This is a genomic window from Sediminicoccus sp. BL-A-41-H5, assembly GCF_050632405.1.
Classification (GTDB): Bacteria; Pseudomonadota; Alphaproteobacteria; order Acetobacterales; family Acetobacteraceae; genus Roseococcus.
Map to the genome: position 1 here is coordinate 4,241,739 of NZ_CP192601.1, position 25,514 is coordinate 4,267,252.

The 25,514-nt window shown below is 71.6% G+C and carries 28 protein-coding genes, 1 tRNA gene and 1 other RNA gene; 15 read left to right on the forward strand and 15 right to left on the reverse strand.

From position 1 onward, the window contains the following. Positions 1–116 precede the first annotated feature (116 nt). The 5 genes from ACQ860_RS20805 to bcp all read left to right on the forward strand — a co-directional run bounded on the left by ACQ860_RS20805 (position 117) and on the right by bcp (position 3,543). Positions 117–539, forward strand: coding sequence for a globin family protein (locus ACQ860_RS20805; RefSeq protein ID WP_431305234.1), 423 nt, complete (start codon positions 117–119; stop codon positions 537–539). 94 nt (positions 540–633) lie between these two features. Continuing rightward, positions 634–1,881 (forward strand): MFS transporter, encoded by a 1,248-nt coding sequence (locus ACQ860_RS20810; protein WP_431305235.1) that lies wholly within the window; start codon positions 634–636, stop codon positions 1,879–1,881. A gap of 21 nt (positions 1,882–1,902) precedes the next feature. Continuing rightward, the gene (locus ACQ860_RS20815; protein ID WP_431305236.1) at positions 1,903–2,352 is read left to right on the forward strand and encodes a hypothetical protein; all 450 of its coding nucleotides are present in this window, start codon (positions 1,903–1,905) and stop codon (positions 2,350–2,352) included. Between the two features lie 3 nt (positions 2,353–2,355). Beyond that, the gene (locus tag ACQ860_RS20820) at positions 2,356–2,994 is read left to right on the forward strand and encodes an aspartate/glutamate racemase family protein (RefSeq protein WP_431305237.1); all 639 of its coding nucleotides are present in this window, start codon (positions 2,356–2,358) and stop codon (positions 2,992–2,994) included. 81 nt (positions 2,995–3,075) lie between these two features. Further along, positions 3,076–3,543, forward strand: a complete 468-nt coding sequence (gene bcp, locus ACQ860_RS20825; RefSeq protein ID WP_431305238.1) for a thioredoxin-dependent thiol peroxidase — start codon at positions 3,076–3,078, stop codon at positions 3,541–3,543. Positions 3,544–3,553: 10 nt separating this feature from the next. Here the strand turns inward: bcp and ACQ860_RS20830 are convergent, their stop codons facing one another. After that, positions 3,554–7,423, reverse strand: a complete 3,870-nt coding sequence (locus tag ACQ860_RS20830; protein WP_431305239.1) for a PAS-domain containing protein — start codon at positions 7,421–7,423, stop codon at positions 3,554–3,556. Between the two features lie 177 nt (positions 7,424–7,600). Between ACQ860_RS20830 and ACQ860_RS20835 the strand changes: the two genes are divergently transcribed. Beyond that, a complete protein-coding gene (locus ACQ860_RS20835; RefSeq protein ID WP_431305240.1) occupies positions 7,601–8,275 on the forward strand; it encodes a DUF4189 domain-containing protein in 675 nt (224 codons plus the stop codon). A 147-nt stretch (positions 8,276–8,422) separates the two neighbouring features. Here ACQ860_RS20835 and ACQ860_RS20840 read toward each other — a convergent pair whose 3' ends face one another. From ACQ860_RS20840 to ssrS, 10 genes are all read right to left on the reverse strand, one after another. Further along, on the reverse strand, positions 8,423–11,158 hold the full coding sequence (locus ACQ860_RS20840) for an ATP-binding protein (protein ID WP_431305241.1): 2,736 nt from the start codon (positions 11,156–11,158) through the stop codon (positions 8,423–8,425). A gap of 210 nt (positions 11,159–11,368) precedes the next feature. After that, the gene (argB, locus tag ACQ860_RS20845) at positions 11,369–12,250 is read right to left on the reverse strand and encodes an acetylglutamate kinase (protein WP_431305242.1); all 882 of its coding nucleotides are present in this window, start codon (positions 12,248–12,250) and stop codon (positions 11,369–11,371) included. Positions 12,251–12,303: 53 nt separating this feature from the next. Beyond that, on the reverse strand, positions 12,304–12,975 hold the full coding sequence (yihA, locus tag ACQ860_RS20850; RefSeq protein WP_431305243.1) for a ribosome biogenesis GTP-binding protein YihA/YsxC: 672 nt from the start codon (positions 12,973–12,975) through the stop codon (positions 12,304–12,306). Beyond that, a complete protein-coding gene (yidC, locus tag ACQ860_RS20855) occupies positions 12,972–14,765 on the reverse strand; it encodes a membrane protein insertase YidC (RefSeq protein ID WP_431305244.1) in 1,794 nt (597 codons plus the stop codon). The genes yihA and yidC overlap by 4 nt, the downstream gene beginning before the upstream one ends. Positions 14,766–14,774: 9 nt before the next feature. Further along, positions 14,775–15,032 carry a membrane protein insertion efficiency factor YidD gene (gene yidD, locus ACQ860_RS20860; RefSeq protein WP_431305245.1) on the reverse strand — a complete coding sequence of 86 codons (258 nt, stop codon included), beginning with the start codon at positions 15,030–15,032 and terminating at the stop codon, positions 14,775–14,777. Beyond that, positions 15,029–15,367: a ribonuclease P protein component gene (rnpA, locus tag ACQ860_RS20865; protein WP_431305246.1), complete on the reverse strand. Its 339-nt coding sequence runs from the start codon at positions 15,365–15,367 to the stop codon at positions 15,029–15,031. Before rnpA ends, yidD begins: the two co-directional genes overlap by 4 nt. A gap of 37 nt (positions 15,368–15,404) precedes the next feature. Then, positions 15,405–15,539: a 50S ribosomal protein L34 gene (gene rpmH / locus ACQ860_RS20870; RefSeq protein ID WP_131547129.1), complete on the reverse strand. Its 135-nt coding sequence runs from the start codon at positions 15,537–15,539 to the stop codon at positions 15,405–15,407. 182 nt (positions 15,540–15,721) lie between these two features. Next, positions 15,722–16,531, reverse strand: a complete 810-nt coding sequence (locus ACQ860_RS20875) for a TIGR00282 family metallophosphoesterase (RefSeq protein ID WP_431305247.1) — start codon at positions 16,529–16,531, stop codon at positions 15,722–15,724. Beyond that, positions 16,528–17,094 (reverse strand): 5-formyltetrahydrofolate cyclo-ligase, encoded by a 567-nt coding sequence (locus ACQ860_RS20880; protein ID WP_431305248.1) that lies wholly within the window; start codon positions 17,092–17,094, stop codon positions 16,528–16,530. The genes ACQ860_RS20875 and ACQ860_RS20880 overlap by 4 nt, the downstream gene beginning before the upstream one ends. 415 nt (positions 17,095–17,509) lie before the next feature. Further along, a non-coding RNA gene (gene ssrS, locus ACQ860_RS20885) (6S RNA) lies at positions 17,510–17,667 on the reverse strand. Between the two features lie 108 nt (positions 17,668–17,775). On the opposite strand from ssrS, the gene ACQ860_RS20890 reads away from it, so the two are divergent. Further along, positions 17,776–18,381 (forward strand): BLUF domain-containing protein, encoded by a 606-nt coding sequence (locus ACQ860_RS20890; protein ID WP_431305249.1) that lies wholly within the window; start codon positions 17,776–17,778, stop codon positions 18,379–18,381. 5 nt (positions 18,382–18,386) lie between these two features. On the opposite strand, the gene ACQ860_RS20895 is transcribed toward ACQ860_RS20890, so the two are convergent. Beyond that, complete coding sequence (locus ACQ860_RS20895) at positions 18,387–18,725, reverse strand: cell division protein ZapA (protein ID WP_431305250.1); 339 nt, start codon at positions 18,723–18,725, stop codon at positions 18,387–18,389. Between the two features lie 11 nt (positions 18,726–18,736). Continuing rightward, positions 18,737–19,030 (reverse strand): hypothetical protein, encoded by a 294-nt coding sequence (locus tag ACQ860_RS20900; RefSeq protein WP_431305251.1) that lies wholly within the window; start codon positions 19,028–19,030, stop codon positions 18,737–18,739. A gap of 83 nt (positions 19,031–19,113) precedes the next feature. On the opposite strand from ACQ860_RS20900, the gene ACQ860_RS20905 reads away from it, so the two are divergent. The 4 genes from ACQ860_RS20905 to ACQ860_RS20920 all read left to right on the forward strand — a co-directional run bounded on the left by ACQ860_RS20905 (position 19,114) and on the right by ACQ860_RS20920 (position 21,770). Next, on the forward strand, positions 19,114–19,506 hold the full coding sequence (locus ACQ860_RS20905) for a hypothetical protein (RefSeq protein ID WP_431305252.1): 393 nt from the start codon (positions 19,114–19,116) through the stop codon (positions 19,504–19,506). 40 nt (positions 19,507–19,546) lie between these two features. Continuing rightward, a complete protein-coding gene (locus ACQ860_RS20910; RefSeq protein ID WP_431305253.1) occupies positions 19,547–20,467 on the forward strand; it encodes a class I fructose-bisphosphate aldolase in 921 nt (306 codons plus the stop codon). 65 nt (positions 20,468–20,532) lie between these two features. Next, entirely contained in the window at positions 20,533–21,261 is a 729-nt protein-coding gene (locus ACQ860_RS20915; RefSeq protein WP_431305254.1) for a sulfite exporter TauE/SafE family protein, read from the forward strand. A gap of 38 nt (positions 21,262–21,299) precedes the next feature. Next, positions 21,300–21,770 (forward strand): hypothetical protein, encoded by a 471-nt coding sequence (locus tag ACQ860_RS20920; protein WP_431305255.1) that lies wholly within the window; start codon positions 21,300–21,302, stop codon positions 21,768–21,770. A gap of 4 nt (positions 21,771–21,774) precedes the next feature. Here ACQ860_RS20920 and ACQ860_RS20925 read toward each other — a convergent pair whose 3' ends face one another. Continuing rightward, positions 21,775–22,524 carry a tellurite resistance TerB family protein gene (locus ACQ860_RS20925; protein ID WP_431305256.1) on the reverse strand — a complete coding sequence of 250 codons (750 nt, stop codon included), beginning with the start codon at positions 22,522–22,524 and terminating at the stop codon, positions 21,775–21,777. A 96-nt stretch (positions 22,525–22,620) separates the two neighbouring features. On the opposite strand from ACQ860_RS20925, the gene thiE reads away from it, so the two are divergent. The 3 genes from thiE to ACQ860_RS20940 are packed head-to-tail and all read left to right on the forward strand — an operon-like array spanning position 22,621 to position 24,873. Then, positions 22,621–23,256, forward strand: a complete 636-nt coding sequence (gene thiE / locus ACQ860_RS20930) for a thiamine phosphate synthase (protein ID WP_431305257.1) — start codon at positions 22,621–22,623, stop codon at positions 23,254–23,256. Beyond that, positions 23,246–24,145: a PhzF family phenazine biosynthesis protein gene (locus ACQ860_RS20935; protein ID WP_431305258.1), complete on the forward strand. Its 900-nt coding sequence runs from the start codon at positions 23,246–23,248 to the stop codon at positions 24,143–24,145. The genes thiE and ACQ860_RS20935 overlap by 11 nt, the downstream gene beginning before the upstream one ends. After that, on the forward strand, positions 24,145–24,873 hold the full coding sequence (locus ACQ860_RS20940) for an FkbM family methyltransferase (RefSeq protein WP_431305259.1): 729 nt from the start codon (positions 24,145–24,147) through the stop codon (positions 24,871–24,873). The genes ACQ860_RS20935 and ACQ860_RS20940 overlap by 1 nt, the downstream gene beginning before the upstream one ends. On the opposite strand, the gene ACQ860_RS20945 is transcribed toward ACQ860_RS20940, so the two are convergent. Beyond that, positions 24,858–25,319: a cytochrome c gene (locus ACQ860_RS20945; RefSeq protein ID WP_431305260.1), complete on the reverse strand. Its 462-nt coding sequence runs from the start codon at positions 25,317–25,319 to the stop codon at positions 24,858–24,860. The two genes, ACQ860_RS20940 and ACQ860_RS20945, sit on opposite strands and share 16 nt — an antisense overlap. A gap of 109 nt (positions 25,320–25,428) precedes the next feature. Between ACQ860_RS20945 and ACQ860_RS20950 the strand changes: the two genes are divergently transcribed. Further along, a tRNA-Pro gene (locus ACQ860_RS20950) sits at positions 25,429–25,505 on the forward strand. Positions 25,506–25,514: the final 9 nt, after the last annotated feature.

Consider the following 25,514-nt stretch of genomic DNA (forward strand, 5'->3'; position numbering starts at 1 on the left):
GTCGCCCCCACGCAACGCCGGGCGCGCGACAGACGCGACAATTTCGCCCCCTTCGCACGATCTTCGTGACACGAAGCGCTCCTAGCCTGTCCTTGTTCGGACAGGAGAACGACAACATGGACATGCACCGCATAGCCCTGCTGCGCGGCAGCTTCGACCGCGTGCTCCCCATGGCCGGGCCGGCCGCGGCACTCTTCTACCAGCGGCTGATGGAGATCGATCCGAGCACCCGCCCGCTCTTTGCCCGGACCGACATGGCGGCGCAGGGGGCCAAGCTCATGCAGGCGCTGGCCATGGCCGTCGCCTCGCTCGAGCGGCCGGATGTGCTGGTGCCCAAGCTGCGGGAGATGGCCCGCCGCCATGTGGATTACGGGGTGGAGCGGCACCACTACGCGAGTGTGGGCGCCGCCCTGCTCTGGACGCTGCGCCAGGGCATGGGCGAGGCTTTCACCCCCGAGGTGGAGGATGCCTGGGCCGAGGCCTTCGCCGTGCTGGCCGATGTCATGATGGACGCGGCCTATAGCCGTCGGGCCGCATAAATTGCATGACTAATCGTCTGGCCATGCGTCAGGCGCGTTTGTGGCGGTCCGTAGGGGCGTGAAACACTGCCACTCCGTCAAGGAGGTCACGCCCATGCTCGCCCATCCGCGAAGCGCCACCCTGCTCATCGCGGGGGCCGTGCTCTGCGCCGCGCTGGCGACCGGGCTGCGCCAGAGCTTCGGGCTCTTCCTGGCGCCGATGACGACCACGCTCGGCTGGTCCAGCTCCGGCTTCGCCTTCGCCATCGCGCTGCAGGTGCTGCTGAACGGTTTCGCCCAGCCCCTGGTGGGCCAGGTGGCGGACCGGATCGGCGGGCGGACGGTGGTGATCGGGGGTGCCGCGCTCTATGCCATCGGCATCCTCGGCATGGCGCTGAGCCAGGGCCTGCCGATGTTCACCTTCTTCGCCGGCATCGTCATGGGCATCGCCGTCTCGGCCGCCGGCATGCCCGTCATCAACGCCAGCCTGACGCGCCTGCTGCCCGAGCATCTGCGGGGGCGCGCGGTCGGCCTCGGCACGGCGGGGTCGAGCTTCGGGCAATTCGCGGTGGTGCCGCTGGCGCAGCTCGGCATCAACCTGGCCGGCTGGGAGGGGGCGCTCTACCTGCTGGCCGGCGCGGCGCTGCTGATGATCCCGCTGGCCATGCCGCTGGATGGCCGCCCGGCGCCGCCCAAGCCCGGGCAGGATGACCAGACGGCGATGCAGGCGCTCAAGCTCGGCCTCACCACGCCGACCTTCTGGTACATCTTCTTCGGTTTCTCGGTCTGCGGGCTGCATGTGAGCTTCCTCGCCGTCCATCTGCCGGGCTTCGTGGCGAGCTGCCACCTGCCGGCCAGCGTGGGCGCGGCCGCCATCGCGCTGATCGGGCTGTTCAACGTGGCGGGTTCGCTCATCTCGGGTGAGCTGTCGCAGCGCTGGAAGCGGCGGGAACTGCTGATCATCATCTATGCCGGGCGCGGCGTGCTGATGACGATCTTCCTCCTGGCCGACAAGACGACGACGAATGTGCTGATCTTCTCGGCCGTGATGGGCCTGCTCTGGCTCTCCACCATCCCGCCCACGGTGGCGCTGATGGCGCGGAATTTCGGCACGCGCTGGCTCGCCACCATGTTCGGCCTGGTCTTCGTGGGCCACCAGCTGGGCGGCTTCGCGGGCGCCTTCCTGGGCGGCTTCATCTTCGACCGCACCGGCAGCTATGACCTGATGTGGAGCCTCTGCATCGCGGCCGCCGCCTTCGCCGCCCTCATGCATATTCCGGTGAAGGATGGCCCCAAGGCCGTTGATCCGGGTCCGAAAGCACCGGGAATGACGCCGCCGCCGCGAGCCGCTACAACGGGTTGAGGCATTTCCCCGGGAGCCCCCATGCTGCGCCGCCGTTCCTTCCTGCCGGCCCTGTCCGGCCTTCTGGCCACGCCCGCCATCCTCGCCGCGCCGGCGCTGGCGCAGCCGCACCAGGGCCCGCCGCATGAATGGATGTTCGGCAGCTGGACCGGCGGCATCTTCCCCGCGGTGGACACGGAAGGCCCGGGCTGCTTCGGCAATGTCGCGCTCATCGTGATGCGGGACCTGATCATGCGCGTCTCCAGCCTCGACTACGCCTATCGGCAGCGCGCCATCGAATCGGTCGCGGTGACGCCGGACGGGCTGGAGTTCCGCCTGATCCCGGTCCAGGGCCGGCCCATGCCGGAGATCGGCTTCGGCTGCGACGGCAACCCGAACCTGCTGCGCGTCTCCCGCCGTGGGCCGGATGAGGTGCTGCTGCCGGGCTGCGTGGAATTCCCGGGCGCGCTGCGCCGCTGCAAGACGAGCTGACCCATGGCCCGCATCACCCTGATCCATGCGCTCCGGCATTCGCCGCCGCCCATCGAGGCCGCCTTTGCCGCGCTCTGGCCCGGCCAGACGCTGATGAACCTGATGGATGACAGCCTCTCGGCCGACCTCGCGCGCGAGGGGAAGCTGACGCCGGGGATGACCGAGCGCTTCCGCACCCTCGGCCGCTATGCCGCCGGCACGGGGTCGCAGGCCATCCTCTTCACCTGCTCGGCCTTCGGCCCCTGCATCGAGGCGGTGGCGGCGGACCATGCGGGCATGCCCGTGCTCAAGCCCAATGAGGCGATGATCGAGGAGATCATCGCCTCGGGGGCGAAGCGCGTCGGCCTGCTGGCCACCTTCCCCGGCACGCTGACCTCGATGCCGCCGGAATTCCCGGCCGGCATCGAGGTGGTGCCCTGCCTCGCCGAGGGCGCGCTGGCGGCACTCGATGCCGGCGACGTGGCGGAGCATGACCGCCTGGCCGTCGAGGCCTCCCGCCGGCTGGCGGATTGCGACGCCATCGCGCTCGGCCAGTTCAGCCTCGCGCATGTGGCGCCGATGGTGGAGCAGGCGACAGGCAGGCCGGTGTTCTCCACGCCCGGCAGCGCGGTGCGGAAGCTGCGCCGGATGCTGGGCGGCTGAATCGCGTTTGCGTCGCCGGGTGGTTGAACCGGCGCGCGCCGCACGCATCTTCCAGGGCAGTTGCAGCAAGGGAATGATCGCATGAGCGAACTCGCCGTCGGCGCCAAGGCGCCGGCCTTCAGCATGCCGGCCTCGGGCGGGCGCACCGTCAGCTCCAAGGAGCTGAAGGGCAAGCCCTACCTGCTCTATTTCTACCCGAAGGCGGACACGCCCGGCTGCACCAAGCAGGCCTGCGGCATCCAGGAAGCGCTGCCGCAGCTCGGCAAGATCGGCCTCGAGGTGATCGGCATCAGCCCCGACGCCCTGCCGCCCATCGAGAAATTCGCGGCCAAGTACAACCTGACCTTCCCGCTGGCGAGCGACGCCGACCAGAAGGTGGCTACCGCCTATGGCACCTGGGTAGAGAAGAGCATGTACGGCAAGAAGTACATGGGGATGGAGCGCACGAGCTTCCTGGTCGGCGCCGACGGCAAGATCAAGGCGATCTGGCGCAAGGTGAAGCCCGAGGCGCATGCGGCGCAGGTGATGGAAGCGGCGGCGGCGCTCTGACCCTGGCGGCTCAGGCGCTGTCGAGCAGCGGCCGCGCCACCTCCAGCGTCTCACCCAGCAGGCGGTCCAGCGTCGCGGCGGCGGTGCGGGCCGTCTCTTCCTGGCCTTCCTTCACCGCGCTTTCCACCACCTGGGCCTGCTCGGCCAGCAGGCGGGCGCCCACCATGCGCGACGCCCCCTTCAGGCGATGCGCCGCCTGGCCGAGGGAAGCGGTCTCCGCCGCCTGCATCGCCGCGATGTCGTGCCGCGCCTGCTCGGCGAAGCTCTCCAGGATGCTGGAGAGCCGCGCGCGATCCTGGCCGAAAAGGCCGCGCAGCGCCTCGGGGTCGAAGAGCGCGCCGCCCTGCGCGGCACCTTCCGTCGTGAGCGAGGGCAGAAAACGCGCCAGCGCGCGGGACAGGCCTTCGATGTGCAGCGGCTTGGCGAGGAAACCGTCCATCCCGGCGGCATAGCAGCGCTCCGCCTCGCCCTTCAGCGCATTGGCGGTGACGGCGATGAGCGTGGTGCGCGCGAGGCCCAGCCGCTGTTCCTCGGCGCGGATGGCGCGCGCCAGTTCGAAGCCGTCCATCACCGGCATGTGTATGTCGAGCAGGAGGATGGATTGCCGCTCCTCCCGCCAGCGGGCCAGGGCATCCGCGCCGTCCACCGCCGTCTGCGCGGTGATGCCGAGGATCTCGAGCTGGCGCAGCATCACCTCGCGGTTCACCGGGTGGTCATCCACCACAAGCACGCCGCCGGCCGCATCGGGTGCCGGGGCCGGGGCGGGGGCGGCGCCACGGGCGATGGCGCTCAGCACCTCCGGCGCGGCCGCGATGCCGAGGCGCAGCGTGACGGTGAAGCGGCTGCCGCGGCCGGGCTGGCTCTCGGCCCGCACCTCGCCGCCCATGAGTTCGGCGAGGCGCCGGACGATCGAGAGGCCAAGGCCGGTGCCGCCGAAGCGCCGCGTGGTGGAGCTGTCGGCCTGGGTGAAGGGCTGGAAGAGGCGCGCCAGCGTGGCTTCGTCCATGCCGAGGCCGCTGTCTTCCACCGTCAGCGTCAGCAGCGCGCGGCTGTCCTTCGCCTGGGCCTGGGCCTCGGCCTGGGCGGAGATGCGCACGAAGCCGCGCTCGGTGAATTTCAGCGCATTGCCGACGAGGTTGAAGAGGATCTGCCGCACGCGCGTCGGGTCGCCCTCCAGCCAGTCCGGCCCGGGGCCCTGGGCATCCGCGAAGAGGGCGAGGCCGCGGCGCTTCGCCTCCGGCGTCAGCGTCTCGATCGTGCCTTCCACCATGGCGCGCAGGCTGAAGGGCATGCTCTCCACATCGAGGCGGCCGGCCTCGATCTTCGAGAAGTCCAGCACGTCATCAATGATGCGCAGCAGGGAGTGGGCGCTCTCGCGCATCACCGAGACGCTGCGCGCCTGTTCGGGCCTGAGTTCGGAGCGGCCCAGCACTTCGAGCATGCCGAGCACGCCGTTCATCGGCGTGCGGATCTCATGGCTCATGGCGGCGAGGAAGCTGGATTTGGCGAGTGCAGCGGCCTCCGCCGCCTCCTTCGCCGCGATGGCGGCCTGCTCGCTGGCCTTGAGCGCGGTCACGTCGCGGCCCTGGGCGATGATGCGGCCCTTGCCGATCGGGCTGTAGCTGAACTCCAGCCAGCGATCGCCGGGCGCGGGCCTGGTGAACCGCACGGGCTTGCCCGCGAGCACCGCGTTCACGCGGCCATCCACCCAATGCTCCTCCGGCTGGTCGAAGCCGAAATCGCCGCGCCGGTACATGTAGCGCATGGATTCGCGGAGGCTGCCGCCCTCATCCACCAGCTCGGCCGGAATGTTCAGCAGGTTGCGGCCGCGCCCGTTCGACATGACGACGCGGCTGTCGGAATCGAGCAGGACGACCATGGCGTCCATGGAGTTCAGCACCTCGGCCAGCAGGGCGCGCTGCTCCTCCACCTCGGCTTCGCCGCGCTTCAGCGGGGTGACGTCGCGCGCCTGCATCAGCGTGCGCCCGCCCGAGAGCGGCGTGTACTGGAACTCGACCCAGCGGCCATCCTGCGCGGGGCGGGTGTAGCGCTGGCCGGAGGGCGCGGTGATGAAGGCGAGCCGCTCGGCGATGCGCGCCTCCTCCTCCAGCTCCGTGCCGTATTCGCCGCGCCGGTAGAGGTGGCGCAGCACCTCCCGCATGCTGCCGCCCGGGGCCAGCAACTCCGGCCGCTCGGGCAGGAAATCCGTGCCGCGCGCATTGCTGGCGAGGATGGATTGGTCGGGCCCCAGCAGCACCACCGCCTCATCGAGGCCGTTCAGCAGCTCGAGCAGGAGGTGGCGCTCGGCCTCCACCTGCTCCTCCTGCTGCTTCAGCAGGGTCACGTCGCGATAGAAGCCGAGCAGCCCGCCATCGGGCAGCGGCTGCATGCGGATGTCGAGCCAGTAGCCATTGGCCGTCTTGCGGACATAGCGCCGGCCGCCCGCCTCCATGAGGCCCTGGATGCGCGCCTCGATGGCCTCCGCCAGCGCCGCCTCCGTCGCCGGCACGGGGCCGAAATCGCCGCGCAGCGTCTGGAAGCGCGTCACCTCGCGCAGGCTGGTGCCCAGGCCGAAATGGTCCGGCAGGTCGAAGAAGCGCTTGATGGGCTCGCTGACGATGGTCCAGCGCAGCTCATCGTCGAAGAGCATCACGCCGTCGCGCATGTTGTCCATGACGCGGCGCAGCTTCTGCTGCTCGGATTCGAGCGCGAGCTGGACCTTCTTGAGGCCGGTGATGTCGCGGACATTGATCAGCAGCGACAGGTCGGGCCGCGTGTCCATCGTGACCTCGACCCAGCGGCCATTGGGCAGCACGCGCACCACCTGGCGGCGCCCGGGCTTGGAGACGACGTGCCGGATGCGGCCGACGAACTGCTCCTCCGTCTCCGCGAACCCATGGTCGCCGCGGCGATGGACGGCGCGCAGCAGCCCCTCATGCGTGGCGCCGCGCGCGAAGAGCGCGGGCGGCAGGTCGTAGAGGTCATCCACGTTGCGCGAGGTCTCGAGCAGCACGCCGCGGGCGTCGAAGAGCAGGATGGCATCCTCGGTGCTTTCCAGCAGCAGGGCGGCGCGGCGGCGTTCCTCCTCGCGCTCGGCGCGCTCGGCCTCGAGTGCGGCGAGCGCGTTCCGCAGCTCGGTCACGTCGCGCACGAGGATCAGCAGGTCGCCATTGGGCAGCGGGCGGAAGTTATATTCGGCCCAGCGCCCGTCGGGCATGCGGCTCGGCAGGGTGAAGCGGCCGGCGCCGAGGATCATGGCGCGGCGCTGCGCCACGAACTCCTCCTCCGGCTGGTCGAAGCCGTAATCGCCGCGGCGGTACATGAAGCGCAGGATGTCCTGGTGGGTGCGGCCCGGCTTCACCAGCTCATCCGGCAGGCCGAGCAGGTCGCCGCGGCCGGTGGAGTTGTCGAGGATGGTGCCGCCCGGGTCCATCAGCACGACGGCGTCGGTCACGTTCTCCAGCAGATAGGCGCTGCGCAGCAGCTGCTGCGCCGATTCCTCATCCGCGCGGATCTGCGCGAGGAGCGCGAGGCGGCCGCCCCCCGGCAGCACCTGCACCGTGAGGTGCAGCGCGCGGCCATCGGCCCGCGCCCAGCGCGCCGTACCGCCGGCGGGGGCCTGGAAGGGGGCCAGCAGGTGCGGCAGGGCCGAGGGCATGGCGAAGATCTCGGCCTCCAGCAGCGCCTCCAGCCAGTCCAGGAGCAGCGCGCCGGGGGCGGGGGCACCAGCCCGGAGCATGCGCGCGAAGCCGGGCGCCAGGCGACGGATGCGCCCCTCGCCGTCGAGGTCGAGATAGGCGGCATCGGGCAGCGCAAAGAGGGCATCGAGCAGCGCGGCGTCATGGCCGGGCGCGCCCAGGGAGACGGCATCATCGGGCATGCGGCGGTTATGTCATGCTTTCGTCGCGGGTTCTGTCGCGTGTGTCGCGCGGCGCCCGCCTGCCCCGCCCCGCGCGCGACAGACGCGACGAAGCGGGCCCCGCCGCGCGATCCGGGCGCGACAGAGGGCGGGCAGGTTCGGCCCATCGAAACGCCCCGCTTCCCGGAGACCACGCCGATGCGCCGCCTGCTCCTCACCGCCCTGATCTGCCTCGTCACGATCGGCACCGCCGCCGCCGCGCCCAACGCCGCCTCGGGTGCCGCGAGCCGCGCCCAGCAGGAGCGCATGAGCCGCATGCAGGCCGACCTCGCCGCCGCCTGCCGGGCGGATTGCCTGCAGCAGGCCGCGCGGCCGGGCGCGCATCCGGCCGCGGCCCAGGCCTGCCGCGTGCGGTGCGGCGCGGGCCAGGCCCATGCCCAGCAGCAGGTGCAGAACCCCTCCGCGGGCCGCGGCCAGCTCGTGGCACACCAGATGCCCGCTGTGAGCCATGGCGTGATCTTCGCCGCCCGCAGCCCCTCGGCCGCCTTCGGCCTGGTGGTGGGCGAGCGCGACCGCCTGGCCGCCTTCCGCCATGCCGAGGCGCGCTGCACCCAGGCGGGCCCGGGCTGCCGCGTCGTCGCCGAGTTCACGGCGGCCTGCGGCGCGGTGGCCCAGGCGGTGCGCCGCCATCGCTCGGCCTTCCTGATGACCTCCGACGCTTCGACCTTCGACGTGCTGGCGACCGCCGCCGGCAGTGGCGAGACGCGCGAGGCGGCGGAGCGCGATGCGCTGTCCGAGTGCCGCTCGCGCGAGGGCCACGCCACCTGCCGCATCGCCGCGGTGCAGTGCCGCGGCGAGAGCATGATGCGTTGAGGCGGAATCGCCGAAACGCTGAATCATCCTCTCCGTGAAAGGCTGGACCGCGCGGAGTGAACGCATGTGCACGCAGCACGGTCCAGGGGTGAGGCTGCCCCAAGGCGATGGTTCGAGGGGGGCGGCCTGCGGGCCGCCCTTGTCGTGTCAGGCGGCGGCCGTCGCCTCGGGGAAGCTGAAGCGCAGCTCGTCCAGCAGGGCGCGGGCCAGCTTCAGCGCCGCCGGGTCCTCCTCGCGCAGCGCCTGCAGCACGCGGCGCGTGCGCGTCACCTGCTGCGGCGCGCCGAGATGGCCGATGGTGCCGGCCAGCGCATGGACGATGGGAATGGCGGGCGCGCCCTCGCGCAGCGCGATGTCGAGCTGGGTGAGGCGCAGGTTCAGCTCGGCCAGGAGCATGGGGCGCAGCGCCTCCAGCGCCTCGGGCGCGGGGTCGGCGGGCGGGGGCGGCGTTGTGGCGGCGAAGAGCGCCTTGAGCAGCAGCGTGCGGTCCACCGGCTTGATGACATGGCTGTCCATGCCGGCCGCCCGCGTCTCGGCGATATCCTCGGGGAAGGCGCTGGCGGTGACGGCGATGATGGGCATGCGGCCCATGGTGCCGGGCAGGGCGCGCAGGCGGCGCGTCGTCTCCTTCCCGTCCATCTCGGGCATCATCACGTCCATCAGCACCACGTCGAAGGGCCGGCCCTCGCGTGCCGCCACCTCCACCGCCTCCAGCGCCGCGCGGCCCTCGGTCACGGTCTCGAGCTCGAGGTCGCTCTGCGCCAGCAGGGCGCGCAGCACCGAAAGGTTGGAGGGGGCGTCATCCACCGCCAGCACGCGCAGGCGGCGGGGGGGCGCGGGGTCGGCCACCGCCTCGGGCTCGGGGGCGGCGGCGGGCTGCAGCGGCAGCTCGATCCAGAAGCGGGCGCCGGGACCGGGCTCGGCATCGGCGCAGCCGATCCGCCCGCCCATCAGCGTGGCCAGCCGCGCCGTGATGGACAGGCCGAGGCCGGTGCCCTCCGGCAGGCTGGAGGCGAGCCGCGTGAAGTCGCGGAAGAGGCGCCCGCGCTCGGCTTCCGGCACGCCCGCCCCCTGGTCCGACACCTCAAAGACGAGCCGCCCCGATTCGGCGCGGGCCGCGAGCCGCACCTCGCTTCCTTCGGGCGTGAACTTCACGGCATTGGAGAGCAGGTTCAGCACCATCTGGCGCAGCCGCGTCGCGTCCACCCGCATGTGGGAGGGCAGGCCGTCCGAGGTGAAGCGCAGTGCCACCCCCTTCGCCTCGGCCAGCGGGCGCACCATGGCGACGGCGTCGAGGAAGATCTCCTGCGTGGCCGCGACCTCGGGGTGCAGGGTCAGGCTCTGCGCCTCCATCGCGGCGAGGTCCAGCACCTCGTTGGCCAGCGCCAGGAGATGCCGCGCCGTGGCGCCGACCAGGCCCGCCTGGTGGCGGTTGGTGGCGGAGAGGCCCGCCTGGCGCTGGAGCGCATCGGCCAGGCGCAGCAGGCTCGCGAGCGGCGTCCGCAGCTCATGGCTGACATGGGCGAGGAGGTTGGACTTGGCCGTCGTCGCCTGGTCGGCCGCGTCGCGCGCGGCGGCGAGCGCGCCCATGGCCTGCTTCAGCTCCGTGATCTCGGTAACGACGACGACAAGGCCGCCATCGGACATGCGGCGCGTCGCGATCCGCATCCAGCGGCCATCCCGCAATTCGCGCTCGGGCTGGCCGGTCGCGGTGCGGTGGCGGGTGAGCAGCTCCTCCATGAACGCCTCGGGCGAGCGGCCATGCGGGACCAGCAGGCCCTGCGTCACCCAGGCGCGGGCCAGCTCGATGAAGGGCAGGCCGGGCAGCAGCAGATGGGCCACGGGGCCATGGATGTCGCGGTAGCGGGAGTTGCAGACGACGAGGCGATCCTCGGCGTCCCAGAGGACGAAGCCGTCGGGCAGGCTGTCGATCGCCGCGCGCAGCCGGGCATCGGCCATCTCGCGCTCGCGCGCGGCGCGCTGACTGTTCCAGCTGGCGAAGAAGAGGGCGGCGGCGAGGGCGATGACGAGCAGCGCCGCGATGCCCGACCCCACCAGGATGCTGAGCCGCAGCCGGGGCCAGCCGGCCAGCGCCACTCCCTCTGGCAGGCTCACCACGGCATAGAGGCCGGGCAGCATGATGGGCCGGGCGGCGGCGAAGACCTGCCCCTGGCCCTGGCGGGCCTCCCGGCGGCTTACCTCGCCGTCGCGGCGTTCGGTTTCCGGCGCGCGCAGCACCTGGCCCACCAGGAAGGTCTGGCCGGGGCCGGCGGCCAGCACCAGCCCCTCCCGGTTCTCCAGGCGGACGCGCATCTCGGGCGGGTTGACCATGGGTGCCAGGACGCCGCTGATCATGGCGGTCGGGATCTCGGCGACGGCGAGGATGGGCCGCGCTTCGGCATCCTGGCCGACGCGGCGCAGCAGCAGCAGCATGGAGAGCCCGGTCTCCATGTTGCGCAGCGGGCCGTGCAGCACGGCCGGGCCGGACTGCGTCGCCGCATCCAGCACGCCGCGCGGCAGGGGCAGGGACTGGCCGATGCGCGCGGCGATGGCCGAGGCCCAGACCTCGCCCCGCGCATCGGCCAGCATCAGGTTGCGATGGGTGTAGCTGTGCGCGGCGAGCTGTTCGAGCGCCAGGCTCGCGCGCTGCGGATCGGCCGGCGAGATGAAGCCGTGTTCCAGCCACTCGGCGAGGCCCGAGACCTGGCCATCCACCTGGAGGAAATGGCGATCCAGCACGGATTGCGCGACGGCGACGGCGCGCGAGATCGCGGCTTCGGCGCCCGAGACGGCCAGCGCCTCGCCGCGCGAGAGGTTGCGCGCCGTGCTGATGGCGAGCGACATGAGGATGATGAAGCTGGCGGCAAGAATGAGGGCCGGCACGGCGCGCTGTGGAAGGATCCACCAGCGGCGCCCGCGGTCCGGTGGCGCCGCGCGGCCCGACCCTGTGCTGTCCTCGCGCCCGGTTGTCACGCGCTGTCCGATCCCGTGCGGCGCATGGCCATGCCCGGCCATGCTACCTATGCGGGAAAATGTCTAACACAGCGCAGCGGATGTTGCAGCCCCTGGGTGAAACCCGCCCCGGTGCTGCGGTCAGGGCTTGATGAGCGTCCCCGCGCCGCCATCGGTGAAGAGCTCGCGCAGCACCGCATGCGGCACGCGGCCATCGAGGATGACCGCGCCCTTCACGCCGCGTTCCACGGCGTAGATGCAGGTCTCGACCTTGGGGATCATGCCGCCCGCGATCCAGCCCGCGGCGATGCCGGCGCGGGCTTCCGCCACCGTCATCTCGGGGATGAATGTCTTGTTCGCGTCCATCACGCCGGCCACGTCGGTCAGCATCAGCATGCGCTCGGCCTTCAGCGCGCCGGCGATGGCGCCCGAGACGGTATCGGCGTTGATGTTGTAGGTCTGCCCGTCGCGGCCCACGCCGAGCGGCGCGATGACGGGGACGATGTCGGCGCCCATCAGCAATTCGAGCACGCGGGTGTCCACGCTCTCGGGCTCACCCACCAGGCCGAGGTCCAGCACCTCCTCCTGGTTCGTCTCGGGGTTCTTCACCACGCGGGTCGCGCGCCGGGCGGTGACGAGGCCGCCATCCTTGCCCGAGATGCCGACGGCGAGCGCGCCGGCGCGGGTGATGCTCTCCGCCACCTGCTTGTTGACGGTGCCGCAGAGGACCATCTCGACCACCTCGACCATCTGCTGGTCGGTCACGCGCAGGCCCTGCACGAAGGTGGATTTCACGCCGAGGCGGCTCAGCATGGCGTTGATCTGCGGGCCGCCGCCATGCACCACGACGGGGTTCACGCCGACCTGCTCCAGCAGCGCGATGTCGCGGCCGAAGCGCAGCGCGGTTTCCTCCTCGCCCATGGCGTGGCCACCGTATTTCACCACGACGATCTGGTCGTCATAGCGCTTGAGGTAGGGCAGGGCGCCGATCAGCGTCTGCATCTGCGCGATGGCGTCGTCCATGGGGCTGTTCCTCGAAGATTTGCCTGCGCTAATCGGCCGCGTTCAGGAGTGCGTCAAGCCGCCAGCGCCGCAAGCTCGGCCCGCAATTCGGGCATGCCGAGCCCGGTCTCGCTGCTGGTGGTGAGCACCAGCGGATGGCCGGCGGGGTGCTTGCGGGCCAGCGCCTGGATCTCGGCCTCGCGCGCCTTGAGCTGCGCGGGCTTCACGCTGTCGGCCTTGGTCAGCACGAGCTGGAAGGGGACGGCGGCGCGGTCCAGCAGGTCCATCACCGCGGTGTCCGACGCCTTGGTCTCGATGCGGCTGTCCATCAGCAGCAGCACACGGCGGAGGTTGGGGCGGCCGCGGAGATAGTCGAACATCAGGCCCTGCCAATCCTCCTTCACCGATTTGGAGGCCTTGGCGTAGCCATAGCCCGGCATGTCCACGAGGGTGAGGCGGCCTTCATCCAGGTGGAAGAAGTTGAGCTGCTTGGTGCGGCCGGGTGTCACCGAGACGCGGGCCAGCGCCTTCTGGCCCGTCAGCGCGTTCATCAGCGAGGACTTGCCCACGTTGGAACGACCGGCGAGTGCGACCTCGATCCCCTCCGGCGGCGGCAGGTGGTCGAGGCCCTGGGCGGCGGTGAAGAAGGTGCAGGGACGTGCGAAGAGCAGGCGCCCGGCCTCGATCAGGGCCGCGCGCTGCTCCTCGTCCTTCGCCTCGATCAGACCGCCGGCAGGAAGGGTCACTTCTTGGCGGCGGCGATCGCGCCGCCCCCGGTGCCGCCCTGGCTCGGCGGCTTGGCGGCCTGCGCCTTGGCGTCGAGGCGCATGATGTACCACTGCTGGCCGATGGAGAGCAGGTTGTTCCAGGTCCAGTAGATGACCAGGCCCGCCGGGAAGCTCGCCAGCATGAAGGTGAAGATCACCGGCATCCACTGGAAGATCTTCTGCTGGATCGGATCAGGCGGTTGGGGGTTCAGCTTCTGCTGGAAGTACATGGTCAGGCCCATGGCGATGGCCCAGGCCGGCAGATGCAGGAAGCTCGGCGGATCGAAGGGGATCAGGCCGAAGAGGTTGAAGAAGTTCGTCGGGTCGGGCGCCGAGAGGTCGCGGATCCAGCCGAAGAAGGGCGCGTGCCGCATCTCGATGGTGACGAAGAGCACCTTGTAGAGCGCGAAGAAGACCGGGATCTGGATCAGGATGGGCAGGCAGCCCGAGGCCGGATTGATCTTCTCGGTCTTGTACAGGCTCATCATCTCGGCCTGCATCTTCTGCGGTTCTTCCTTATACCGCTCGCGGATCTCGGTCATCTTCGGCGCGAGCAGGCGCATCCGGCTCATGCTCTTGTACGCCTTGTTCGCCAGCGGGAAGAAGGCGATCTTCAGGCCGAGCGTGAAGAGCAGGATGGCGATGCCCATGTTGCCGGTGAGCACGAAGAGCCAGTCCAGCCCGTAGAAGAAGGGCTTGGTGATGAAATAGAACCAGCCGAAGTCGATCGCCTTGTCGAAGTCCTGGATCCGCAGGCGCGTCGCGTAGTCATCCAGCAGGCGGACTTCCTTGGCGCCGGCGAAGAGGCGGGTGGCGAGCGCATCGGTCGCACCGGGGGCGATGGTGACGGGTGCCGGCGGCGCCACATCCACCTGCCAGCGATCGATCGGGCCATCCTGGATGTGGCGGAAGGCGGAGCGCAGGCGCGTGCCGTCATCGGCGCGGGTCAGCGCCGTCAGCCAGTACTTGTCGGAAAGGCCGGCCCAGCCCTCGGCCGCCTCATTGTCCCAGGCGGAGCCCTGGGCGCGGCGGGGGCCGGTCTGTTCCTTCTTGCCGTCGCTGTAGGTGATCTCGGTCAGGCGGCCATCCTGCACGGCGATGAAGCCCTCATGCAGGATGAAGAAGCCGGCCACCTGCGGGGTGCGCTCGCGGCGGATGCGGGCCCAGGGGAGGAGCTGCACGGGCTCGGCCGCGTTGTTCACCACGCGCTGCTGCATGTGGAACATGTAGTTGGCGTCGAGGCTGAGCAGCGCCTGGAAGACCTGGCCCTGGCCATTGTCCCAGGTGAAGGTGACGGGGTTGGTGGCCGTCAGCGGTCCGCCGGTCACGGTCCAGTCGGTGTCGTTGTCGGGCACGCGGGTGCGGCCATCGGCGGCCGTCCAGCCCCATTGGCCGAAATAGCCCTCGGGCGTGGTGCGGGGCGCCAGCAGGGTGACGAGGGGCGAGTTGCGCTCGATCGTCTCGCGATAGTCCTTGAGGATCAGCGATTCCAACATCAGGCCGCGGGCCGAGATGCGGCCCTGCACGCGCGGATTCTCGACCGCGATCATCTGCGCCGGCGTCACGGCGGGTGCGGCGGTGACGCTGGCGGCCCCCGGCGCCGCGGCGCCGCCCGGCGTCGCGGGCGTGCTCGGCAGCGGCACGGCGGCCGTGCTGGCGGCCGGCGGCGGCGTGACCGGGGCCGGATTCTGCGAGCGGTTATAGACCTCGAAGGTCAGCAGGATGCCGATCGAAAGGGCGATCGCGGCGAGGAGGCGCTTCTGGTCCATGGGTCTCGATCAGGTTTCGGGGCCGCGCGCGGCCAGCCGATTCAGGGAGGGCGGGACCGGGTCGTAGCCACCCGGATGCCAGGGGTTGCAGCGCAGCACGCGCCGGGCGGAGAGCCAGGAGCCGCGCAGCGCGCCATGCTCGGTCAGCGCCTCGACAGCGAAGCTGGAGCAGGAGGGATGGAAGCGGCAATTGCAGCCGAGGATGGGCCGCAGGGTCCATTGATAGGCGATGACGGCGCCCTTGAGCACGGCGGTTCCGGGATTCATCGCGGCGGTGTCACGCCGGCCTTGCGGAGCGCGGATTGCAGGTCGGCCAGGAGCGACGGGAAGGGGCAGGAGCCGGTGCTGTCGCGGGCGATCAGCACCAGGTCATGACCGGGCGCTGGATGGGCCGCGAAATGCAGCCGGGCGGCGGCGCGCAGGCGGCGCTTGGCGCGGTTGCGGGCGACCGCATTGCCGATCTTCTTGGTGGCGGTGAAGCCGAGCCGGGTTTCGTCATCCGTGCGGGGCAGGGCCTGGAGCACCAGGGAATCCCGCGCCGCTTTGCGCCCGGCCTTGGCCGCCCGAACAAATTCCGCGCGGCGCTTGAGGCGACCGAGCATGGCTGGCCCTCCCTCTCGCGCCGCGGGGCTCAATGGATCAGGCGGAGAGCTTGGCGCGGCCCTTGGAGCGGCGGTTGGCCAGCACCTTGCGGCCACCCACGGTGGCGGTGCGGGCGCGGAAACCGTGCCGGCGCTTCCGGACGAGCTTGGAGGGCTGATAGGTGCGCTTCACGGCAGGCTCCTGAGAATCTCAACGAAAGGGAAAGCAAAGGTCAAAAGGCATGGGCCGGCGAAGGAAGCTCCAGCCCGGACGTGCGGGTGTATAGGGAGGAGGGGGCGGCGGCGTCAACCTTGGGGGACTTGGTTGCGAGGCTGATTCACGTCCCTGGCGATGCCGCCAGGGACGATCAGGCTCTATGGCACGATCTGGCTCAGCCGGCCGCCCTGGCGCAGCGGCGCCACGCGGGTGGCGAGGCCCGTCGCGTCGTCGGTTTCGAGGTAGAGGCCGCAGAGCGTGGCCTCCCCCTCGGCCGGCGCCAGCTTCTCGCCGGGCATCTTCTTCCAGAAGCGGAGCGCCGCGCCGCCCTTCTGCATGCCGATCACGCTGTCGTAATCGCCGCACATGCCGGCATCGGTCTGGTAGGCGGTGCCGCCGGGGAGGATCTGGTGGTCGGCGGTCGGCACATGGGTGTGGGTGCCGATCACCAGGCTGAGCATCCCGTCGAAGCTGTGGCCGAAGGCCTGCTTCTCGCTGCTCGCCTCGGCATGCACGTCGAGGATGGCGGCCTGGATGGTGCGGCCCAGCGTATGCCGTTGCAACTCGGCCTGGACGGCGCGGAACGGGTCATCCAGCGGGTCCATGAAGAGGCGGCCCATCACGTTCATCACCAGCGCGCGCCGGCCGCCGCGGACCTCCACCACCACCGCACCCGCGCCGGGCGTGCCGGGGGGGAAGTTGGCGGGGCGGATGACGCGCTTCTCCTCTTCCAGGAAGGGGATGATCTCCCGCCGGTCCCAAGCGTGATTGCCCAACGTGATGACGTCGGTGCCCGCGGCCAGGAAGGCGCGCGCCATGTCGGGGGCGAGGCCGAAGCCGTGGCTCGCATTCTCGCCATTCACCACGACGAGGTCGAGGTCGAGCTGCGCGCGCAGCGCGGGCAGGCGCTGGGTCAGGGCGTCGCGGCCCGAGCGGCCGACGATGTCGCCGAGGAAGAGGATCTTCACGGGCGGATCACGCCCCGCTCGGTGGCGATGGCGGTGAGGGGCGCGTCATGCGGGCCGGTGGGCACCTGGGTGATCTCCTGCGCGGCATAGGCGACGCCGATGGCGGTAAGGCTGGGATTGCTGGCGCGTAGCAGGGTGAGCGTCCGGTCGTAATACCCCCCGCCATAGCCGAGCCGGGCGCCGCTGCGGTCGAAGGCGAGGAGCGGGACGATGAGCCAGTCGGGTGTCACGGCATCGCCCCCGGCCGGGTGCTGCGTGCCCATCGGGCCGGGCGTCATGGCGGTGCCGGGGGACCAGGGGCGGAAGAAGAGCGGGTTGCCGCGCGGCGGCGTGACCGGGAGTGCCACGACATGGCCGCGTGCGTGGAGGGCCTCAAGCAGGGGGCGCGTCGGGATTTCGTTGCCCATTGACCAGAAGCCGCCGATGACGGCGCCGGGTGGCGGCGGGGCCTCGCGCAGGATGAGGTCACGCAGCATGTCGCCCGCCCCGGGCCAGGCGCACCGGGCCGCGAGGGCCGTCCGGCGGGCTTCGGCCTTGGCGGCGAGGAGGGGGGCTTCGGTCATCGGGGAAGATGTAGCGCAAGCCGGAACGATGGCGAGTCCGGGGGCGGCGGCTGTGGAGCCTCTGCGATGCGCACCGAGAATCCGGGCCGAACAGGCCCGGCGGATCGCTTCAGCGATCCGAAGCCCAGCGGCCGGAGGCCGCGCCCGGTGTCTGAGGGCACGACAGATGAGTATCCGGCCGCACGTGCGGCCGGCGGATCGCTTCAGCGATCCGAAGCCCAGCGGCCGGAGGCCGCGCCCGGCGTCTGAGGGCACGACAGATGAGTATCCGGCCGCACGTGCGGCCGGCGGATCGCTTCAGCGATCCGAAGCCCAGCGGCCGGAGGCCGCGCCCGGCGTCTGAGGGCGACAAAAAATTCACACTCACCGCCCCAGGGGGGGCTCGCAAAGCGAGCCCCCCCTGGGGCGGTGAGTGTGCGAAGCCGCCCTGGCCGTTGGCGTCTGCATCCTCCCAAGGCCTGCCATAAGCAGGTGGGCACCAGATAGCCGGACCACGGCCCAGCCAGCGCCAGTTCCCGGGAGTTGCGTATTGGCCCTGGGGATGTCTGTACCTGACGCACCGGGCAGCCTCGCCACCCAGAGGTAGGCCCTGGGGCGGCGAAAGGCAAGGAAAGCGAGATCGTGCTGGCGCCGCTTCGCCGAAGGGCGCAAGCTGATCCGACCAAAACGAGTCCAGAACGGATGTCCGGCCCGGAGACCCACACGATCGCTGATCCATCGCCCCGCCCCGCGGGCGGGGCGCCGCTTGGTGCCTCCTTTCTCGGCATGGCGGCGGCGGCCTCGGCCTCCGGCCAGGCGCGGGCCGCGCTGCTGCTGCGCGCGGCGGGCGAGGCGCTGATCGCCGAGGACCGCATCCTGCCGCCCTCCACCGCCGGCCTGCACCGCCTCGCCTATGTCAGCCGCGCGACGGCGGCGAGCGGGGCGGAATCCGCCCGGCATCTGGCGGCCATCCTGGAGGTGGCGCGGCGACACAATGCCGAGGCCGGGCTGACCGGGGCGCTGCTGCACAGCCGCCGCTGGTTCGCCCAGGTGCTGGAAGGGGAGCGCGGCGCGCTGGAGGCGCTCTATGCCCGCATCGCCCGGGACCCGCGCCACCGGGACGTGACGCTGCTGGCGCTGCACCCCGCGGCGCGGCGCGTCTTTCCGCGCTGGTCCATGGTGCATGCCGGCCAGGTGCCGGAGCAGGTGATCCGCCGCGGCCTGAGCGGCCTGGGCGAGGCCGCGGCGGCGACGGCCGCCCTGCGGGACCTGATGGCGACGCTGCGGTTCCGCCTCCGCCTGGCCTGACGGCGCTACGGCTTCTCGATCGCGTTCGCGATGCCCTCGATCCGCTCGGCGATGCGCGAGAGGCGTTCGGCGAGGCGCGGGTCGGTCGTGGCGGCGACGACGGGGGCCGCGCCGCCCTGGCTGCGCAGGCGCGCGAGGTCGATCCGCAGGTCGTTCGCCTCGTCCGCGAAAAGGAGCGCGACATGCAGCAGCATGCGCGATTCGCTGAACTGTCCGCCCATGGATCGGATGACGCGCACCTTCTCCTCGATCTGGCCGACGAGGTCCTGGACGTGCTGCTCCTCGCCATCCTTGCAGCCGATGGTGTGGCTGTAGCCGTTCACGCGGATATTCACCTGGCCCATGGGCGTCCTCCTCAGATCTCGGCGGCGGATTCGTCGCCGACCAGGGCGCGCAGCTTGCCCAGCGCCTCATCCAGGCGGCCGGAAAGCCGTTCGATATCGGCGCGGGAGACCATGTCGCCGGGGGCGGGAAGACCGGCGCGCGCTTCGGCGAGCGCGGACTCGCGCGCGGCCCGCACGGCGGCCTCCACGGCGGCTTCGCGGGCTTCGAGGTGCCGGCGTTCACGGGCTTCCAGGGCTTCGGCCAACCGCTCCAGGGCCGCTTCCAGCCGGTCCGCGGCAAGAAGGGTGATGTCGTTCGCGTCCAAGGCCTGCTCCCGGGTGCTGGACCTGCCAGCGCTCTGCATGGGAAAGCGTTGGCATGCAGCCGGTTCAGGGTCAACCAAGGGAAGTGCCGGCCGTCATCATCCACGGTGCGCGGGACGTGGCCTTCGCGCTGGAGGTGGCGGCGGGCCGGCCTCTCGCCCTGCTTTCGGCGCCCGGGGCGGCGGGGTATCTCGGTGTCGCGGGGTTCCTCGCGCTGCTCGCGCCGCATGGCGCGCTGGCCCAGGGAATCCTCGATGCGGGTGCGGCGCCCGGTCATGCGCTGGCCGCGTTGCGCGCGGGGCTTCCCCGCGTGGTGCTGGCCCCCCATGTCCCGGCCTGGGCCGCGATGGCCGCGCTCGCGGAGGGGATGGGGGCGACGCTGCTCGCCACCGCACCGCCCGCGCTCGATCTGGCGCGGGTTGATTTCGAGGCGCCACGGGGCCGGGTCCATCTGGCACGCTGGCTCGATCTGCCCTAGATCACATTCAAATTTCGACCCTTTGGAAAGGAAGCGCCCGATGCGGCTCACGCGCAAGGTCAAGGAAATCCTCTCGTGGTACGAGAGCGACAACCCCGGGACGAAGGGCAACATCGCCCGCATCCTGATGACCGGCAAGCTCGCCGGCACGGGCCGCATGGTCATCCTCCCGGTGGACCAGGGCTTCGAGCACGGCCCGGCCCGCAGCTTCGCGCCCAACCCGCCCGCCTATGACCCGCGCTACCATTTCGAGCTGGCGATCGAGGCCGGGCTGAACGCCTATGCGGCGCCGCTCGGCGCGCTGGAGGCGGCCGCCGGTTCCTATGCCGGCTGCATCCCGACCATCCTCAAGGTCAACAGCAGCAACAGCCTCTCCACGACGAAGGACCAGGCCGTGACGGCGACGGTGCAGGACGCGCTGCGCCTCGGTTGCTCGGCCATCGGCTTCACCATCTATCCGGGCTCGGAATACCAGTTCGAGATGATGGAGGAGCTGCGCGAGCTCTCCGCCGAGGCGAAGGCGGTCGGCCTCGCCGTGGTGACGTGGTCCTATCCGCGCGGCCCGATGCTGGACAAGGTGGGCGAGACGGCGCTGGACATCGCGGCTTATGCGGCGCACATCGCGGCCCTGACCGGCGCGCACATCATCAAGGTGAAGCCGCCGACGGATGCGATCTTCCTGGATGCGGCGAAGAAGACCTACCAGTCGCATCCCGTGGATGTGAAGGACGCGGCCGCGCGCATTGCCCACATCGTGCAGGCCTGCTTCGCCGGCCGTCGCCTGGTGGTGTTCTCGGGCGGTGAGGCCAAGGGCGCCGATGCGCTGCTGAACGAGGTGCGCGCCATCCATGCCGGTGGCGGCAATGGCTCCATCGTCGGCCGCAACGCCTTCCAGCGCCCGAAGGACGAGGCGCTGAAGCTGCTCTCCGACATCATCGACATCTACAAGAGCAAGGGCTGAACCAGGCCCTGATTTCTTCGGCCGTCGCCGAAGCTTCGCATGGCCCGGGGCGCTAGCCTCGGGCCATGTTCGATTCCGCACTTCATCTCATCGCCATCGCGGGCGTCTTTCTTCTGGCCGGCTTCAGCAAGGGGCTGATCGGGCTCGGCCTGCCGACCATCGCCATGGCGCTCCTGAGCCTGCTGGTCCCCCCGGCGCAGGCGGCCGCGCTGCTGCTGCTGCCCTCCTTCGTGACGAACCTCGTGCAGATCGCGCCCCTGCGGCAGGCCTGGCGCCTCGCGCGCCGGCTCTGGCCCATGCTGGCCGGCGTCGTGCTGGGCACCGCGCTGGGCGGCCTCGCCTGGGGCGGCTTCGGCGGGCGCTACGGAGCCACGCTGCTGGGTGTCGCGCTCGCGGCTTATGGCGCGCTTGGCCTCTTCGCGTGGCGGCCGCGCTGGCCGGAGCGCGTGGGCGGGCTGGTGGGCACGCTGACCGGCGCGCTGACGGCGGCGACGGGCGTCTTCGTCATCCCGGCCGTGCCCTGGCTGCAGGGCATCGGCCTCGCGCGGGATGAACTGGTGCGCGCCCTGGGGCTGGCCTTCCTGGTCTCGACGCTGGCGCTGGGGGTGCTGCTGGGCGGCAGCGGCGCGCTGGCGGGGCCACAGCTCCTCACCTCGGCCCTCGCCCTGCTGCCGGCGCTGGCGGGCCAGGCGCTGGGAGCGGCGCTGCGCGGGCGGCTGTCCGAGGCGATGTTCAAGCGCGTCTTCTTCGCGGGGCTGCTGCTGCTGGGCACCGGCATCGCCTTGCGTGGTTGAGGGGCGGTTCGGCAGGATGCCGGGCCAGGGAGGGTTTGATGCGCCGCATCTTCTGTGCCGCCTTGCTGTGCGCCGGCCCCGCGCTGGCCGACCCGTCCGCGCAACTTGCCGCCGGCAATGCCTGGCGCGCGCTGGATGAATTCGGCGCCGCCCTCACCGCCTATGAGGCGGGCCTTCGCGAGGCGCCGGGCGATGCACGCCTGATGGCCGAGCGCGCGCTGGTGCTGCACCGCATCGGTGAATTGCGGCGCGCCGAGGCCGAACTGGCCCGCGCCATCGCCGCCGCCGGCCTGCGCGACGCCGCGCCCTTCACGGCGCGGGCGGGCCTCGCGCTGCTGGCGGGGCAGGATGCCTCGGCCGATCTGGCCGAGGCGCTGCGCCGCGCGCCGGACGATCCGCGCGCGCGGGCGCTGGTGGCGCTGCTCGCGGCCCGCCAGGGCGGGCCCGCGCTGCCGCCGCGCGTGATGGAGGCCCTGCGGCAGGATTTCGGGCCCTGGCTCCCGGAGTAGCGGATCACGCCGCCCCGGGCAGGGCCGCCGCCTCGCGCAGCTCCGCCTCCAGCCGCTGGACCAGGCCGGGCGGCAGGTCGAGCGCGCCCGCCAGCGCCTGGAGATAGGCGCGCTCGGCCGCCCCGGCCTCGCCGATGATCAGCGCGGATGCGGTGTAGAGCTCGGCCTTCTGCGCGTCGGTCTCGGCCAGCCGGGCGACGGTTTCGGGATCGGCGCTCACCTCCAGGATGCGGAACATCTCGGCCTTCTCGCCGGGGTCGAGGTTCAGGCGCTCCGCCTCGGCGAAGATGCGCTCCCGCTCGGCGGCGTCCATCGTGCCGTCGGCGCGGGCGGCGGCCATCATCGCCTGCACCAGGGCGAGGCCGAAGGGGCGGCCGCCGGTGGCCTCGGCCTCAGGCCGGGCGAATTCCTCCACCCCCGGCGCCCCGCCGCCGCCCTGCTGCGCCTTCCATTGCTCATAGGCGCGATGCGCCAGCAGCCCCACCACGGCCATGCCGCCCACGCGCAGCAGCCCGCCGCGGCCCCCGCCCAGCAGGGAGCCGAGCAGCCCGCCCGCCGCGGCCGCCCCGGCGGCATGGCCCATGGGCGGGCGGATGCGTTGCAGCAGCTCGCCGAGCGTGCCGCCGCCGCCCGCCGCCCCGCCCAGCAATTCCGCGAGGCCGCCGCCCTGGCCCTGGCGGCCCGGCAATGGCGTGCCGGTCTGCGGCACCGCGCCGGGGCCCAGAAGCTCCCTGATGATCCCCTGCCAATCCATGCGCGCCCTCCCTGGCCTGAGCCGGGGGAACGCGCGGGCGGCGCCGCGACTGCCACATGGCTTCCCAAAGCTGCGCCCACGGGCGACACAGGAGCAATGGATGACCGCTGCCGCCTCTACCTCATCACGCCCCCCGTGCTGCCGCCCGGCTTCGAGGATCACCTCGCCGCCGCCTTGGATGCGGGCGATGTCGCCTGCCTGCAACTGCGCCTGAAGGATGCGCCGCGCGACGACGTCAGACGCGCCGTCCAGCGCCTGATGCCGATCGCGCAGAAGCGCGACGTGGCCTTCCTGCTGAATGACGACGCGCATCTGGCCGCCGAGCTGGGCTGCGACGGCGCGCATCTGGGGCAGTCCGATGGCGACCATGCCGGGGCGCGCATGCTGCTCAACGGCAAGATCCTGGGAATCACCTGCCATGCCTCGCGCCATCTCGCGATGAATGCCGGCGAGATGGGCGCGGATTACGTCGCCTTCGGCGCCTTCTTCCCGACCTCGACGAAGGAGACGCAGCATGTGGCCGAGACCGGGCTGCTCGAATGGTGGAGCGAGCTGATGGAGATCCCCTCCGTCGCCATCGGCGGGATCACGGCCGCGAATTGCGCGCCGCTGGTGCGCGCGGGGGCGGATTTCCTGGCGGTGGTGGGCGCGGTGTGGAACCATCCCGAGGGGGCGGCCGCCGGCGTGCGGCGCATGAACCAGGCGATCAGCGAGGCGCTCGATGGACGTTGAATTCGAAACTTGCGACGTCTTCACGAGCGCCCGCTTCGGCGGCAATCCGCTGGCCCTGGTCTATGGCGCGGATGGGCTGGAGGATACGGCGCTGCAGGCCATCGCGCGCGAATTCAACCTCTCCGAGACCGTCTTCGTCCTGCCGCCCGAGCGCGAGCCCGCCGATGTGCGGCTGCGCATCTTCACGCCCGGCATGGAGCTGCCCTTCGCCGGCCACCCCAATGTGGGCGCGGCCGTGATGATCGCGCGGCGCATCGGCCATGAGGGGGAGCAACTCGTGCTCGAACAGCCGGCCGGGCATGTCACGGCCTGGCTCACGCGCGGCCCCAATGGGGGAACCGCGGGCGGGCCGGTCGCGGCCGAGATCGAGGCGCCGCTGCCGCTCACGCTCGGCGTTTCCTTCGATCGCGCGGCGATCGCGGCCTGCTGCGCCCTGCCGGTGGAGGCGATCCATGTGAACGCGCATCCGCCGCTCATGGCCGGCTGCGGCGCGCCCTTCGTCATCGCCGAGATCGAGGATGTGGAGCTGCTCGCCGCCGCGACACCCGACATCCTCGCCATGCGCCAATGCTTCGGCCCGATGGCGAGCCCGCCGGTGGGTCTGCTGCTGCACACGCCGCTCGGCATCGGGCGCAGGCGCGCGCGGATGTTCGCGCCGCTGAACGGCGTGGTGGAGGACCCGGCGACGGGCAGCGCCAATGTCGCGCTCGCCGGCCTGCTGCTGCATCTGGCGGGCGGCTCCTCGCTCGCGCTGGAGGTGGAGCAGGGCGCCGATCTTGGCCGGCCGAGCCTTCTCGTGCTGGCCGCGCGGCGCGAGCTGGATGGCGGCATCCGCGTGCGGGTCGGCGGCGGCGTGGTTCCCGTCTCGCGGGGCGTGATGAGCCTCTGATGGAGGAGCTCGATTTCCATCGCGCGCTCCATCGGCCAGGGGTGCTGCTGGATATCGGCGCGCATGACGGGCTGCTGACGATCCCCTTCGCGAAGCTTCCCGGGAGCCGCGTGCATGCCTTCGAGCCACTGCCCTCCGCGATGGGCCGGCTGCGGGCAGCGCTGGCGGGGGCGTTCGGCGCCGTGCCGCCGCATGTGACGCTGCATGACGTGGCCCTCGGCGCCGCGGCGGGCGAGGCGGTGCTGACGCTGCCCGTGCTGGATGGCGTGGCGCAGGAGCAATGGGCCAGCATCAGCAAGGACTACGCCGGGCATGCGAGCGTCACCACCGAGTCGCATCGCGTGCGCGTGGCGACGCTGGACAGCCTCGGGCTGCAGGATGTGACGGCGATCAAGCTCGATGCCGAAGGGGCGGAGCAGGAGGTGCTGGAGGGTGCCAGGCGGACGCTGACGCGCTCACGCCCCGTGCTCTCCATCGAGATCGAGGAGCGGCACAGGGCGGGCAGCACGCGGGATGTGCCGGCGCTGCTGGCCGGGCTCGGCTATGCCGGGTTCTTCTGGCACGCGGCGGCGCTGCGGCCGATGGCCGAATTCGACGCCGCGACGATGCAGGTGGCGAGCCCCGACCCCGCGGTCTTCGCGGCGTCGGACCCCTATGTCTTCAGCTTCTTCTTCCTGCCGGCCGAGTCGGCCGGCAGGCTCTCGGAACAGCTTCAGCGCGCCCGGTAGGGGCGGTGGCAATCGCCGCAGGCCGCACCCGTCGCCTGCACGGCGGCCTGGAAATTGGCGACATTGCCCGAGGCCGCGGCCTCGCGCAGGGCGGCGAGGCGCGGCTGCACCGCGGCCATCGCGGCGTCGAAGCCCGCGCGGTCCGTCCAGATCGCGGGCAGGGCGCGGGTGTCGAGGCCGGCGGCGCCCTGCTGCGTCCCGGCCGGGAAGAGCGTGCCGGCCGTGGCGAACCAGGCCTGGATGGCGGCGATGCGCTCCACCGTGCCGCGCGGATCGCCGCCCGCGCGGGCGACGGCGGCGACGGCGGTCATGTTGTCGCCCGCGGCCTTGAAGCCCTCGCGGCGCTCCGTGACCACGGCGGCGGGGCTGGGCTGCGCCATCGCCTCCAGCACGGGGGCGCCGCCCATCAGCGCCACGGCTCCAAGACCGGCCAACCAGTGCTTCATGCGAAATCTCCTGAGGAATGGAAAATCATCAGATTCCTGTTTCACGCCTTCTGCAAGACCCTGGCTTGCCGAGGGCGCGTCCTGCCGCTATGACGCGCTGCACAGGCGTCGGAGTGTAGCTCAGCCTGGTAGAGCACCGTGTTCGGGACGCGGGGGCCGGAGGTTCGAATCCTCTCACTCCGACCATTCTCCCCC

Coding starts and splice junctions, on each gene's coding strand:
- ACQ860_RS20805 (WP_431305234.1), top strand. CDS start 117: ATGGACATGCACCGCATAGCCCTGCTGCGCGGCAGCTTCGACCGCGTG.
- ACQ860_RS20810 (WP_431305235.1), top strand. CDS start 634: ATGCTCGCCCATCCGCGAAGCGCCACCCTGCTCATCGCGGGGGCCGTG.
- ACQ860_RS20815 (WP_431305236.1), top strand. CDS start 1,903: ATGCTGCGCCGCCGTTCCTTCCTGCCGGCCCTGTCCGGCCTTCTGGCC.
- ACQ860_RS20820 (WP_431305237.1), top strand. CDS start 2,356: ATGGCCCGCATCACCCTGATCCATGCGCTCCGGCATTCGCCGCCGCCC.
- bcp (WP_431305238.1), top strand. CDS start 3,076: ATGAGCGAACTCGCCGTCGGCGCCAAGGCGCCGGCCTTCAGCATGCCG.
- ACQ860_RS20830 (WP_431305239.1), bottom strand. CDS start 7,423: ATGCCCGATGATGCCGTCTCCCTGGGCGCGCCCGGCCATGACGCCGCG.
- ACQ860_RS20835 (WP_431305240.1), top strand. CDS start 7,601: ATGCGCCGCCTGCTCCTCACCGCCCTGATCTGCCTCGTCACGATCGGC.
- argB (WP_431305242.1), bottom strand. CDS start 12,250: ATGGACGACGCCATCGCGCAGATGCAGACGCTGATCGGCGCCCTGCCC.
- yidC (WP_431305244.1), bottom strand. CDS start 14,765: ATGGACCAGAAGCGCCTCCTCGCCGCGATCGCCCTTTCGATCGGCATC.
- yidD (WP_431305245.1), bottom strand. CDS start 15,032: ATGAATCCCGGAACCGCCGTGCTCAAGGGCGCCGTCATCGCCTATCAA.
- rnpA (WP_431305246.1), bottom strand. CDS start 15,367: ATGCTCGGTCGCCTCAAGCGCCGCGCGGAATTTGTTCGGGCGGCCAAG.
- ACQ860_RS20880 (WP_431305248.1), bottom strand. CDS start 17,094: ATGACCGAAGCCCCCCTCCTCGCCGCCAAGGCCGAAGCCCGCCGGACG.
- ACQ860_RS20890 (WP_431305249.1), top strand. CDS start 17,776: ATGTCCGGCCCGGAGACCCACACGATCGCTGATCCATCGCCCCGCCCC.
- ACQ860_RS20895 (WP_431305250.1), bottom strand. CDS start 18,725: ATGGGCCAGGTGAATATCCGCGTGAACGGCTACAGCCACACCATCGGC.
- ACQ860_RS20910 (WP_431305253.1), top strand. CDS start 19,547: ATGCGGCTCACGCGCAAGGTCAAGGAAATCCTCTCGTGGTACGAGAGC.
- ACQ860_RS20915 (WP_431305254.1), top strand. CDS start 20,533: ATGTTCGATTCCGCACTTCATCTCATCGCCATCGCGGGCGTCTTTCTT.
- ACQ860_RS20920 (WP_431305255.1), top strand. CDS start 21,300: ATGCGCCGCATCTTCTGTGCCGCCTTGCTGTGCGCCGGCCCCGCGCTG.
- ACQ860_RS20925 (WP_431305256.1), bottom strand. CDS start 22,524: ATGGATTGGCAGGGGATCATCAGGGAGCTTCTGGGCCCCGGCGCGGTG.
- thiE (WP_431305257.1), top strand. CDS start 22,621: ATGGATGACCGCTGCCGCCTCTACCTCATCACGCCCCCCGTGCTGCCG.
- ACQ860_RS20935 (WP_431305258.1), top strand. CDS start 23,246: ATGGACGTTGAATTCGAAACTTGCGACGTCTTCACGAGCGCCCGCTTC.
- ACQ860_RS20940 (WP_431305259.1), top strand. CDS start 24,145: ATGGAGGAGCTCGATTTCCATCGCGCGCTCCATCGGCCAGGGGTGCTG.
- ACQ860_RS20945 (WP_431305260.1), bottom strand. CDS start 25,319: ATGAAGCACTGGTTGGCCGGTCTTGGAGCCGTGGCGCTGATGGGCGGC.